Source organism: Candidatus Igneacidithiobacillus taiwanensis, assembly GCF_031962545.1.
Lineage (GTDB): Bacteria > Pseudomonadota > Gammaproteobacteria > Acidithiobacillales > Acidithiobacillaceae > Igneacidithiobacillus > Igneacidithiobacillus taiwanensis.
Map to the genome: position 1 here is coordinate 1 of NZ_JAVRKK010000056.1, position 12,985 is coordinate 12,985.

Here is a 12,985-nt window from a genome sequence, read left to right on the forward strand (position 1 = left end):
TATATTTATTTTTTCCATTATTAACATTTTTTTTCACAATAAATACTCTATTGTCCAGGTATTACATCTATAATCCGGTTACATCGGTAACTATCCCGGCGGGTAAGGATGACAATACCGCGCTCCCGCTATTTTCCGGGCAATCAGCAAAGGTTACCTTTATCACACCTACAGAATCAAACGAGATCACCGGGATAGGGATATTACAGGGCAACTATGGTAATACTGCCAACGGAAATTTAGCGATTAAGGTTTGTTCGGTTTCCCATGGCTGTGTCGCTGGTAGCAGGCCCTTGTCCGAGTCAAGAGATAACAGCGTATTCTCCATCCCTCTCGCACAGTCTCTGCCAGTCAAGCCAGGGGAAGCGTTGACTATCACATTCTCGCACGTTGGCGGTAATCGTCCTGAAGCCCTCTGGCTTTGGCCACAAGTCCCTGGCCATGCGCAAAGAATCACCGGGCCAGATGGGTCTCTGCCCGGCAAGGCCCTCCAGCTAACTCTGGGATACGGGTCCCTTGGGAAAACGGAATAGGCGGTTTCGATTTGAAATGCAAAAACCTATAGTCCACCAAACCACCCTTTGATGGAAACGCCAGCCGAAGTCTTCCCGGCCAATGTTTTCGGGCAGGCCTCTGGCGTTGTTGGAAGGATGGCCGAAAAGATGAGTTGTTGGAAAAATCGGCTAGAATCCAGGCCCACCCATCCCGCGCGCCAGTTTCCTTTGCTGCTCCCGGACTACCGCATCCCGCCCGGCATATAGGGCACCTTCGGCCTCCTCTTTCGGGATGCCCAACTGCTCCGCTGCCGCAATCGCCTGCCGCGCCCGTTTCTGCACCGCCTCCCACGTCTTTTCGTCGCAAGCCGGTTGTTCTTCCCTGCCGCCGTGGGCGTACTGGATCGCGGCCCCGGCCTTTCGGCAAGCGTCCAGGGCGGCCTCTTTCCGGCCCTCCCCCAATCCTTCGATATAGGCCTTGTTGAGGTCCGCTACCTCCAGCAGCTTCGCCTCTGCTAACAGGCCTGCCGCTCTCCGGTTGCGCTCCTCGCTTTTCCCATACCGCCCAACCTCCCACCCTAGCGCTTTCGCGTCCTCTCTGAGCTTCTTGCGGTCGGCTTCCAGCTTCTTCTGTTCCTCCCGCTGCCGTTTTTGCTCCGCTTTTTTGGCCTCCGCATCCGCCTTGTCCTTTTCCGCCTTGGCTTCCCGCTTGCGCTTGTCGATCACCCATTGTTGCTCGGTGCCATCGGCTTTGTGGGTGCGTAGGCGCTCTTGGGCGGTCTCGTGGGATTTCCTGCCTTGCTCGTTGCCCGGCTTCTGCACCTCCAGACCACTCCGTAGCAAATGCTCATAGACCAGGACGCGCTTTTCTTCCGGGACAAAGGAACCGAACGTGACCACCAGGGGATGGGATACGCCATACCGGGCCTTACTGTCCTGGATAGTCTGTGCAAAATCCTTGATCTGTTTCCTCGTTATCTCCCCTTTGAGACTCCAGACCAGGCCGTCACGAAACGGGACAGGCGCTTCGCTGCCAACCCGCAGGCAGATGCCTTTTTGTGCTGACGCACACAGACCGGCCTCACGACCATCGCCAACACAATCCCGCTGCAACGGCGTCCCTTCGGTTTGCAGGCGTTGCCGTTCTTCCGCCGTGCCGTGGCGGCCAATCCGCCATGCTTCGGCGGCTTCCCAGGCCTTACCGCTCCAGTCCTCCACTCCAGCGGGGGCACCCGGCAACCATCGCCCTGCCGTTTTCAGGAGGGCCGCCCGCTTGGGATGCTCTTGCATCCAGTCCCCCAGGATCGGCGCTTGCTTGCGCAGCATCGCCTCCCGCGTCGCGGCTTCCTGCCGCTGCCGTTCCTGGATACGCGCTTGCAAGTCCCCATCCGCCAGGGTGAATCCAGCATCGAGGGCGGCACGGCCCAGCTTCTCCCGGAAGTCGCTGCTGCCGGTAATGTCCAGCCGTTGCCAGCCTTTGGCCCTGGCAATGTCCAGCATGGCCGCGATCTCCCGGTCGGTTCCTCCCATCCCCGCTGTTACCCGGTCGCCATGGTCTAGGAGATCCATCTGCCGGTTGTGGATGCGCAGGCCTTCCGGCTTCTGCTCGACCTTGACCCATCGCCCCAAAGCCTGGGCGAGGTCCCGGTTATAGGCTTCCGTGAGTATCCGTTCCCGGTATGCCTGCCATTGCTCCCGCTGCGGGTGGCGGATGCCGGGCCGTTGCTCGGCGGCGGTAATAGCGTTCCGTTCAGCAATGCGCCGGGCCTGCTTGCGCTGCATCCATCGCTTGCGAATCTGTACCCGGTCCTCGATGCTGCGCCCCTGGTGCCGTGCCTGGGCGCGTTCCAGGATGTTCTTGCGTCGGTCGCGCTCGGCTATCGCCGCTTTGATGTCGCCCGACAAGTCGATGATGGTTTGTTCCTGCTCGCGGCTGGCCCTCTCTAGCTCGCCAAGTTCCTTTGCGCGAGCAAGACGCTCGGCGGCTTCCTGCTCCAGTTGGATACGCCTATCGCTGGGCTGTTTTTCCCGGCGCTCATAGCCAGTCGCAGCCGGCCCAAGGTGCCGGGTCGGCTCGCGCTCGATGCCCTGCGCTTCTAGGCTGCGGTGATCGACACGGGCCGCTATACCGTTCTCTTGCAGTCGCTCGTTCTGCAAGGTGGCGAATCGCTCCCGCCATTGGGCAACCAACTCCGACCCAGTTTTCTTGTCGTCCAATTCGCGGGTTTTCTCGCCCAATCCATCCGGCCCAAGTCGCCGGGTCGTTAGCAGGATATGGGCATGGTGGTTCCTCTGGTCCCCACCTTTGCCGGGTGCATGTATGGCAACATCTGCCGCGCAACCATGGCACTCCACTACCTCGCGGGCGAAATCAAGTGCCAACCGCTTCCGCTCTTCCGGGCTGAGTTCAGACGGAAGGGCTATCTCTATCTCACGCGCAACTGTCGAGTTCTTCCGCTTCTCGGTTGCCTCTGCCTCATTCCAAAGAGCCTCCCTATCAGATGCCCATTCCGGTGCATCTGCTGGCAAGACCAACTCGGCATGTTCAACACCTTTCTTCCGCGTATAGTCATGAATCTCCCCGGTGCGATTGTCGGTGATCTTCACACCTGCGCGATAGGCTGCCGCTCCCGTCGCGCTCCGACCGGATGACCGGCTGATCGTTTTGACCGATAGATGATAGATCGCCATTACCTGCTCCGGTCCTTTGGGTGCAGGGGCTACGCTCCTGCCGCACGCAAACTCGTAGAGTTTGCATAAGTGCGCCCTTGCTGTTAGCTGCGGGTTATGTACTCATGCCAATTCTACGCCACACTCATATTCATGCAAGGCTGCCAAATGGCTATACTATGGCTATCGGTAAAACTGGAGGAAAGACAATGCAGACCATAGATGAACGCATTGCAGCACTGGAAGCAAAGCTAAAACAAGAGAAGGCCAAAAAGCGGCAAATAGAGGCAAGAAAGAGGGCCATAGAATCCAAGAGAAATCGCAGCCAGGAAACCCGTCGTAAAATCCTGGTAGGGGCCGCCATTCTCGCCAAAGTAGAGCGCGGTGAATGGCCCGAAGATCGACTATTGGCGATGATGGACTCGGCACTGACAAGGGCGAATGATCGGGCACTTTTTGGGCTGCCAGCAAAATCAGAGGGACCAGAAACAAGCATCGGCGAATCAAATAGTGAAAGCTATGGGTAAATAGGAACAGGCATGACCCATGTTCACGCCTGAAGCCTGGAGCTTTCTCGAACAGATGGCCGCCCGATACATCTGGTGGAAAACGCCAGAGGAAGCCTTGTGCTATCCAGACCGGCTGATAGCTCAGGTCATGGATATTGGCACGCTTGAGGACATTCTGGGATTAGAGCGGTTGATGGGAAAAGGAAGGCTGGCCGATGTTCTGCGACATGCCGAAGCTGGATGGTTTCGTCCCCAATCGTGGGCCTATTGGCACTATCGGCTAGGCCTGACCAAATTCGATGAAGAACCGCCACCAGAGCCACAAAGGGAGATCGGGTAAGTTATCGAACCCGATAAGCGGGTATCGCGCTCAGGTCGATGATGCCGTGGTCCTCGATGTCGGGCGCTTTTCTGCCTTGCTGGATAGCCGATGCCTGCGCCTGCCTCTCTGCCCGCTTCCGGTCTCTGTATGCCTTGCTTGCGGCTCTCTGTGCTGCCTTGGTGTCTTTGTGGACCCTTGGCCTGCCGCGTGGCTTGGGTGCTGGCGGTATTCCAGGAAGGTATGGCTGTACGTCTGGCATGGTGCGATCTCCTGTCACTGTGATGGGTATATTATCTATGACGCATCATATAAAGTCAAGCATTAAATATGATGCGTCATATTTAATAGGCAGATCGGCCCAGACCCTGCCAGCCTTCCCTTTCCCACATCCCGCACTCACCCGCCGAGGCCTGCTGTCTTGCTGTCACTGTGACACGCCGCCTCGCTCGATCACTTAGCAGACCAGAAACCTATGCACGGCACGGCTGCATCACGAGCCGGACAACGGCGTCGTTGCCACGCTGGGCGATGGGTCCCCTTCCTTGACCCGCGTCGGGAGTACCTCCCTAGCGGGTCAAGGAAGGGGACGGGGAGCGCGGGTATCCGGCGAATCGGATTGCATCCGGCATTTGCTGGAACGGTACAGGCCTCGCTCAGGCGTGCCGGTTGCTCGCCGCTTGCGTAGCCAGGCGAAGCAAGGGACATGACTGCCACGGTCGTTAGGACGGGCAACTGGAATGCCCGCCCATCCACAAAAACGGCGGATAAGGCTGTGGATGACTCTGCTAAGGCGTCCTCACGATTCAAGAATTAGGACTGCCTCCGAAAATGGCAGGCCGATACGCTTTCCCCCGGACCCCCTCACCCTCCGTACCGTTCCAGCAGCCCTTGCCCACCCTTGGCCGATGGCTTGGCCGATACGCTTTCCCCCGGAGTGCTGCCTTCGGGCCTGCGCTCGCGTCGCTCGCTAGGCCCTCTGCCAGCCTGATTTAGTTTTTCCGATCTAGTGATCTGACTAGCTCCCCGCTGCCGCGTCGGGGCCAACACCCGCCCCCGCTGGCTGTTATCTGATATAGGCCGCCCGTTCACTTACCACCTAACCAATTTATAACTGTCGGATGCGTTACCTCAAGGCGCTCTGCTATCTCTCTGTAGCTACATCCCTGCGCCCGCAAGAGCCTTGCAGTAGCGCGGTCCTGCTCCCTGGATTGCCTGCGGGCCTTGCCGCTGGCGATTCCGGCCTCTGCTTGGTTGGTCACTGCCAGTCCGCCAAGTCGCCCCGCTTCTGCCTGATTGGTCGCCCTCTTGCCCCTCTCCCGCTGTAGCTCTGGCGTATGGGTGCGCTCGATCAGGTCTTGCAGGCCCTTGGGGGTGATATGCCGCCAAGTCCAACCTGCAATGCTCTTGGCAATCGTCCTGAGTTCCGGTTCAAAGAGGGGTGCTTGGAATTGGCCGTTAATGCCGCGCAAATGCCCCAGAATGGCATCCTGCCATTGGGGTAGGCCATTGGGTGCCCAATAGTCCCTGATCGCTCTGTAGGCCCATTGGCGGGCCGTATGGAACAGGTACACGTTCCTGCCTTCCTGGAAGGCTTCTTCCGGGGTGTTGGGAACGTAGCGCCTAGCATTGGCTGCATCGAGGTCCAGATATTCCGAAAGTTCGCCAAGGCTCCAAGGTTGGTCATGGAAGGACCAGACAAGCCAGTCCGTATGGGCTGGATTCTTGCTCACCAAGCCGACATAGCGGTTGTCGGCATCCATCCTGGTGCATAACCCGCGCTCTACGGCTGCCAGATACCGCAAGGGGGCCTCTCTGCCCGCCTGAGTGCGGGTAACGCCAGCCTTGAGGAAATAGAACAGGTGGCCGTGACCATTCTCAGGATTGATCGCTATAGCGTTCGGGATCGGTCCCTCTGGGCCTTTGGTCTCCCAACAATAGGCAAGGCTTTCCGGGTCACAGATACGGTGATCCACGTCCAGCACGATAGTCCAGACCTGCGCTGGCGGGTTGTGCTGTAGGTACCGATAGGCCAAGGCCCGCTCTACGGGCCGGATGCGAAGGCCTGCGCCAAGGTCATTGGTGCAATAGGGCCGATGGGGTAGGTGTTCGACCCAGTGGTATAGGGTCGCAGAGATGCCAAGATCGAAGGCTAGTTGCTCGGCGGATGGGGTCTTGTGCTTACGGGCGGCCATGCTGCCCTCCGGTCATCGCGTCTTGTTGACGGGACCGGGGGGCTAGTGAGGGAGCGTAGCTACTGCTACACTTTTCTCCGGTGCCTCCAGGTATCCAAATGCCCCGATTTCCTGATCTGCCCGCGAAAGCTGTCCAGGAATCGGGGCATTGTCGTTTCTGATTCATGACAATGTCCGTTGTGTTCAGGTTGTCCAGCGAATCTACTCCCAGAACCGCGAATCTGCCAAGTATCCGTTCCTGACCAACGGGAGGAAACGCAAGATAAAGGGCATATGGTGCGCTTGATAGGCTTTGGTTTGTCTTACTCCCAACCTACCAAGGCCACCACCAACGGCGCTTGGTTTCGGGGCCAATGAGGAACTTCTGTTCAGAGGCCTCTAATCTCTTTTGAAGCCAATCGATTTGCTCCAGTGCTCTTTTTAGCTCTTCCTCTCGAATCCGCAAAACATCCCTGACCCCCTCAAGTTTTCCTCTTAACTCGACGATCTCCATATCTTTCTCATCGTGTTCAACGTGTTCATGATCGGTCTCAGCGTGATCATTTCTCGTCTCATGAGACATCTCACCAAAAACACGAAGCAGCTCTGAGGTGTCTATTATCGGTCTATTATCTCGGTCCCGTTCAACGACGATTACCCCCGTATTTATATACTTTCTGTAGAGGGTTGCCCTACTGACCCCGCCTAGTCTCGCCGCCTCCTTTATGGTTACCTTCATTCCGCATCCCCACTGTGTTTTTGGTGTCCATGGCTCAACCACAACAGTATCAGCGTGTCCTTGATACATCTCATGCGTGTCTCACGATTCGAGATAGTATCGAATGGTAGCCGTGGTCCAGGTGGCAACGCCAACGCCGAAGAAATCGGCATCCTCTGTCCATATAGGGCAATCAAGAGCTAGAGCAGTGGCGAGGATGGGCCAATCTTCCTCATCTCTGCCAGCAAGCCTGGCGCGGGCCAGAGGTTCCCATCCCTCGATCCACTCATGCCCAATCGACCGGACAAAATCCTCTATATTGCTTAAGGCGCTCAAGGCTGGCTCAATGGGGACACCGCGCCTAGTCAGAATGATTGGCAAATGTTTCCTGGCGTCAGCGAAGCACACTTCCGGGGTGAACATCGCTAACTGGTCAGCGTGCTCTACGATAATACGGGCAACGTTTCTGCCAAGGACGGCCCTGATTAAGATATTGGCATCAAGGACGATGACCTTCCCTGTCATGTGTGGTCTTTTGACCGCAGATGGCGGAATTCTTCCAAGATGTCATCCTCACTGATGCCTTTTCCTGCAAGGAACCGCTCCATTTGCTCTCCTGCCGCCAGCAGTTTTCCTGAATCTTCCGGGCAGCGCTTCTCTCGATATGGGATAAAATAGCCAATGGTTTCCCCGTGCCTGGTGATGGCGACTGGGCGACCAGCATCTAACAGAAAGTGAGGAAGCCTCGCGCGAAACTCCCTGATTCCAACTTTGATTTCATCCATATAACGCCTCCATGGTATGTGTACACAATATCACGCGAGGGGGTATCAAGACAGGTTGGAAAACTGGAAGTATGCCGACATCATGGGGGGCGTAAGAATCAATACGCCACTATACTAAGAGCAACACCAAAGGGATCTCTTCAAGAAATGGTTAGGTTGATTATTTTGTCTTGTAACGGCCATCCACCAGTGGCCGGGAAACCAGCAAAATCAGGCTATCCTTCGATCCATCAGCCAGGACCACGAGACAGAATGGTACAAAAGGTCTGGTAACCGGATCGGTCACCATGGCAGGCCAAAGGGTTACATACGAGTGTTGCACTTTTAAGATTGAAACCGCCCCGTTGTCCTTCCGTATGGACTGAAAGTGGTGTGATAGTGGTATTATTGTGCCCAACATCCAGAAAATTGGCAGGGAAAGTGGAGAAATTAGCAAAAATGAGATGGATAAGAGCCTCAACAGAGCATATTTTTAGACGAGTAGGAAGGAATAAGAACTTTTTGCAGGTTTTTCCGTAGGCTCTTAATGAGTAAATCCCATGTTTTAGTAGTTGGTGGCGCTGGGTACATCGGTTCCCATATTTCCAAGATGCTCGCACAGAGCGGATATGAGGTCTTGGTACTGGACAATCTTTCTAGCGGTTTTCGCGATGCAGTGCGCTACGGGCAGCTCATCGAAGGGGACTTGGCGGATCAATCGCTGCTGGAGCAGGTTTTCAGCAAGGAGCGTATCGATGCCGTCCTGCACTTCGCGGCCCTTAGCCAAGTAAGCGAGTCCATGTGCGAGCCCGCCCGCTACTACCGCAACAACGTCGCCAACACACAAAACTTACTGGATAGCATGCTGCGCCATGATGTGCGGCGTTTCATCTTCTCTTCAACTGCCGCTATCCTTGGGGAACCGGAATATACCCCCATTGACGAGGATCATCCGCAGCGGCCCATCAATCCCTATGGGCGCACCAAGCGCATGGTAGAAGAGATGCTAGCGGACTATGACCAAGCTTATGGCTTGCGCTCTGTGAGCCTGCGTTATTTCAACGCAGCAGGTGCTGATCCAGGGGGGGAGTTGGGCGAACGGCACGACCCCGAAAGCCACCTGATCCCACTCGTCCTGCAAGCCGCGAGTGGTCGGCTGAAAAATATCGCTATCTATGGCAACGACTATCCAACATCCGACGGTACCTGTGTCCGTGACTACATTCACGTCTGGGATCTGTGCAGCGCCCATCTGCTGGCTTTGGAGCATCTGATGGCCGACGGCGAGAGTGCGGCCTACAACCTCGGAAACGGTAAGGGATTTTCGGTCCAGGAAGTCATAGATACGGCCCGAAAGGTAACCGGCCAAAGCATCCCCGTTGTACTGCAAGGACGCCGCAGCGGTGACCCTGGCATTCTGGTGGCAGATAGCCAAAAGGCTAGACAGGAGCTTGGCTGGCAGCAGCGATTTGCGGAACTGGAGACCATCATCTCCCATGCGTGGGAGTGGGAGCAAAAAAAAGGATCCTTATGGTAAAAACTCCACATCCAGAATCGCCACCCTGGTGCGCTCTTACTCAAAGCCTCGATGGAGGATGCCAAGAGCAGTGGTCTACACCATCATGAGCCATTGAGGTGGGGTGTTACATCAAGCCATATAACCGTTATTATTCGTACAATTGCTAGACATTGTTGTTTGCGGCACAAGCTGCGGCCAAGCCGGTTGGTTTTAATTGTTCAGGGAGAAACCCATGCATAACCGCTGGTTACGGCTAGTGGAAGTTGAATTTTTGCGTTATTTGCTGGTGGGTGGTGTGGCATTTGCCGGAGATATCGGTACGCTGGCGCTGTTGCATAATAAGTTGGGCATGTACTACCTGCTGGCGACGCTAATCGCGTTCATGGTAGGCACACTGATCAATTACTACTTGTCGGTACGATGGGTATTCCATTATCGCAGCACGCATCAGCACTCGCTGGAATTTGGCATTTTTCTGCTGGTGGGCGTGCTCACGCTGGCCATGTCTCTGGGCATGATGGCGCTGCTAGTGGGCCGGGCGGACTTGTCCGTGCTACTAGCCAAGTGCGTGACCACTGGTTTCACCCTGATAGCTAATTTCGGCCTGCGCCGCATGTTGCTGTTTTCGCGCTGGCCGCAGCATATGGCGAAGGCCATAGCGGGTAAAAAACGATAAAGACTTTCATCGCCGTGGATATATAATGGCGGCGTTTTTAACCGTCCTTTATATTCCGCACTTAAAACGATAAACCCTTAGGAGAAATCAGATGCCCAAACATGCCATCATCATCGGCGCCGGCCCTGCCGGCCTGACTGCCGCGCTGGAACTGTTGCGTCACAGCGATATCAAGCCCATTGTGCTGGAGGCCGATGATTGCGTGGGCGGCATTTCGCGCACAGTGAATTATCGCGGCAATCGCATCGATATCGGCGGACATCGCTTTTTTTCTAAATCGGATTGGGTAATGGACTGGTGGAAGAACATTCTTCCGGTGTATGCGCCGGGTCTTGCCGTGACCGATATTTCTTACCAAAACAAAACGCGGCAGATCAGCACCGATGCGGCAACGGTCAATCCTGACGAGGTGTTTTTGATTCGCAACCGGTTGTCGCGCATCTATTTTCTACGCAAATTTTTCGATTATCCAATCAAGCTGTCTGTAAACACTGTCGCCAATCTGGGGCTGGTGCGCATGGTGAAAATCGGCCTCAGTTATGTGCGGGTGCATTTCAACCCGCGCACGCCGGAAGCTTCGCTGGAAGATTTTCTGATCAACCGATTCGGGCGCGAGCTGTACCTGACTTTTTTCAAGGATTACACCGAAAAAGTGTGGGGCGTACCGTGCGAACAGATCAGCGCCGAGTGGGGCGCGCAGCGCATCAAGGGCTTGAGCATCCGCAGCGCGCTAGCGCATGCCTTCACCAAACTGCTGCCAAAACGCGTTGATACCGCGCAGAAAAAAGTTAACACTTCGTTGATCGAGCGTTTTTTATACCCCAAATTCGGCCCCGGGCAAATGTGGGAGACCGTCGCTCGGCAAGTCGAGGGGATGGGCGGCGAAGTGCGTCTGCGCCATCGGGTATGCAGCCTGATCCGGGCTGGCGATAGAATCACCGGCGTTGAGGCCGAAAACCTCGTTACCGGCGAGCGAGTCAGACTGGAGGCAGACTTTGTATGCTCCAGTATGCCGGTAAAAGATCTGGTGGCCGCCTTAGGCGACACCGTACCTACAGATATCCAAAAACTGGCCAGCACCTTACCCTATCGCGATTTCCTCACTGTTGGACTGCTGGTGCGAAACATGAAGCCAAACGCACAAGCACGCTCCACCGAAGAAAACCACATGCCGCCAGATAATTGGATATATATTCAGGAGCGCGACGTTAAGATAGGTCGACTGCAAATATTCAACAACTGGAGCCCATCCATGGTGCAAGACCCGGACACCATCTGGCTTGGACTGGAATATTTCTGTAACGAAGGCGATGAGCTGTGGCAACAATCTGACGAGCAACTAAAGGCGCTTGGCCAACACGAACTGGCAAAAATCGGGCTGATCGATGAAGATGCTGTGTTGGACAGCGTGGTCATCCGCATGCCAAAGGCTTACCCTGCCTATTTCGGTAGTTATACCCGATTCAATGAAATTCGCGCTCACCTGGACCCAATCGAAAACCTATTTCTAATCGGCCGCAACGGCATGCACCGATACAACAATCAGGATCATTCCATGATGACCGCAAAACTGGCTGTGGATCACATCATCGCCGGCAACAAGGACAAATCAGCGTTGTGGGCGGTCAATATCGACGATGATTATCATGAAGAACAGAAAGATTCATGAGAAGATGAGTTTTAAGAGTGGACAGAAGAATGAAAGATACTATTAAATATTTAAATTATTGGCTAAAAAAGAATTCTGGAGTGCTTTATGTATTAACCGTGTTACCAACAATACTGTTTCAAGTTTTTTTTACTCCGGCATTTCAGACTCCAGATTCTTTTAATAATTTTTATAGGTCATATCAAGTAGCGGATGGACAGCTAATAGGGATAAAAAAGAACGGAATGTCTGGTGGTATGATTAATAATAATATGATTTCGTTGGCAAGTTTATTCAACAATATTCCTTTTCATTACAACAAAAAGATAACACAAAATATCATTATAAAAGCGAATACATATAGATGGAGTAACGGCAACGGAAAAGAAAATAAATATATTTTTTCATCATTTTCAAACACATCGGTATATCCGCCATTTGCTTACATACCACAGGCAGCAGGAATAGATATTGGCAGAATTTTCAATCTAAGACTAATATACACATATAGGTTGTCTTTGATATTGGTATCTTTATGTGCCATCTTTATCACCTTCATTGCCATTAAAATCAACAGCTCATTAACTCCTGCAATATACATATCTGCATCGCTAGCTATGACGACATGTCTGTTTGCGGCAATGGAGACAGACGCGTTAATCATATCAAGCGGGTTTCTCTTGGCATCATTAATAGCAAAGAAGATTGATGGTGACCAGAAGTGTCAATATTGCGCATTATATATAACATTACTTATAACATTCATTGCTCTGCAAAGGCCGCCATATATTGGGCTTGTATTTTTGCTATTTATTCCAAGTTTTAGTGTTTCCAAGAACTATAATTTAATGAAGAGGATCTACTATTCTCTAATTCCATTAACCGCTGTTACAACATGGATAATATATGCAAAAATTACCGCCTGGGTTAACATTGATCCGTCAAAAGGATCGCTAATCAGTCACATTCTTTATATAATAAGAAATCCATTTAATTTTTTACTTATGATACTAAGAACAATCGAAACTAATAGTTATACATATTATCATCAAATGATAGGAGTATTAGGCTGGCTTGACGCTCCATTGCCTCACAGTTATATAGATATAACAATATTTGTTTTTTTTATTACGGCATTTTTGGTGATAAGAAAAATAAAATTTTATGATTGGCTAGGCGTTTCTGCTGCATTAATAACATCACTTTTATTTTTTTTTATTTCTCTTTATGCAGACTGGAGTCCAGTCCGCACGAGTATAATTGATGGGATTCAAGGTAGATATTTTCTCCCACTGATACCGCTATCATTTGTAATATTGTATCCGCTAAACAACTTCTTTAGAGCAATTGTAAAGGGTTATCAAAAAAATATCAGTAAAACTGATGTATTACAATACAGATCGAACACATTGTCATTATTTGCATACTTGTTTATATATTTATTTTTTCCATTATTAACATTTTTTTTCACAATAAATACTCTATTGTCCAGGT

At 52.9% G+C, this 12,985-nt stretch carries 12 protein-coding genes; 7 read left to right on the top strand and 5 right to left on the bottom strand.

Translation table 11 applies throughout. The features are described from left to right. Window positions 1-533: hypothetical protein (locus RTI30_RS08380; RefSeq protein WP_312283628.1), on the top strand; the 533-nt coding region annotated here is incomplete at its 5' end. Between the two features lie 150 nt (window positions 534-683). Here the strand turns inward: RTI30_RS08380 and mobQ are convergent. After that, window positions 684-3,185 carry a MobQ family relaxase gene (gene mobQ, locus RTI30_RS08385; RefSeq protein ID WP_312283629.1) on the bottom strand — a complete coding sequence of 834 codons (2,502 nt, stop codon included), beginning with the start codon at window positions 3,183-3,185 and terminating at the stop codon, window positions 684-686. Between the two features lie 188 nt (window positions 3,186-3,373). Between mobQ and RTI30_RS08390 the strand changes: the two genes are divergently transcribed. Further along, entirely contained in the window at window positions 3,374-3,691 is a 318-nt protein-coding gene (locus RTI30_RS08390) for a mobilization protein (RefSeq protein WP_312283630.1), read from the top strand. A gap of 19 nt (window positions 3,692-3,710) precedes the next feature. Then, entirely contained in the window at window positions 3,711-4,013 is a 303-nt protein-coding gene (locus RTI30_RS08395) for a hypothetical protein (protein WP_312283631.1), read from the top strand. A gap of 1,067 nt (window positions 4,014-5,080) precedes the next feature. On the opposite strand, the gene RTI30_RS08400 is transcribed toward RTI30_RS08395, so the two are convergent. The 4 genes from RTI30_RS08400 to RTI30_RS08415 all read right to left on the bottom strand — a co-directional run bounded on the left by RTI30_RS08400 (window position 5,081) and on the right by RTI30_RS08415 (window position 7,669). Next, the gene (locus tag RTI30_RS08400; RefSeq protein ID WP_312283632.1) at window positions 5,081-6,187 is read right to left on the bottom strand and encodes a replication initiation protein; all 1,107 of its coding nucleotides are present in this window, start codon (window positions 6,185-6,187) and stop codon (window positions 5,081-5,083) included. A gap of 313 nt (window positions 6,188-6,500) precedes the next feature. Next, entirely contained in the window at window positions 6,501-6,905 is a 405-nt protein-coding gene (locus RTI30_RS08405; protein ID WP_312283633.1) for a hypothetical protein, read from the bottom strand. Between the two features lie 81 nt (window positions 6,906-6,986). After that, window positions 6,987-7,409: a PIN domain-containing protein gene (locus RTI30_RS08410; protein WP_312283634.1), complete on the bottom strand. Its 423-nt coding sequence runs from the start codon at window positions 7,407-7,409 to the stop codon at window positions 6,987-6,989. Then, entirely contained in the window at window positions 7,406-7,669 is a 264-nt protein-coding gene (locus RTI30_RS08415) for a hypothetical protein (RefSeq protein WP_312283635.1), read from the bottom strand. The genes RTI30_RS08410 and RTI30_RS08415 overlap by 4 nt, the downstream gene beginning before the upstream one ends. A 526-nt stretch (window positions 7,670-8,195) precedes the next feature. Between RTI30_RS08415 and galE the strand changes: the two genes are divergently transcribed. The 4 genes from galE to RTI30_RS08435 all read left to right on the top strand — a co-directional run. Then, the gene (galE, locus tag RTI30_RS08420; RefSeq protein WP_312283636.1) at window positions 8,196-9,185 is read left to right on the top strand and encodes a UDP-glucose 4-epimerase GalE; all 990 of its coding nucleotides are present in this window, start codon (window positions 8,196-8,198) and stop codon (window positions 9,183-9,185) included. A gap of 214 nt (window positions 9,186-9,399) precedes the next feature. Further along, window positions 9,400-9,843, top strand: a complete 444-nt coding sequence (locus RTI30_RS08425; RefSeq protein WP_312283637.1) for a GtrA family protein — start codon at window positions 9,400-9,402, stop codon at window positions 9,841-9,843. A 91-nt stretch (window positions 9,844-9,934) separates the two neighbouring features. Then, entirely contained in the window at window positions 9,935-11,512 is a 1,578-nt protein-coding gene (locus tag RTI30_RS08430) for an NAD(P)/FAD-dependent oxidoreductase (protein WP_312283638.1), read from the top strand. 29 nt (window positions 11,513-11,541) lie between these two features. Further along, window positions 11,542-12,985 (top strand): DUF2142 domain-containing protein (locus RTI30_RS08435; protein WP_312283639.1); only part of this gene is annotated, 1,444 nt, incomplete at its 3' end.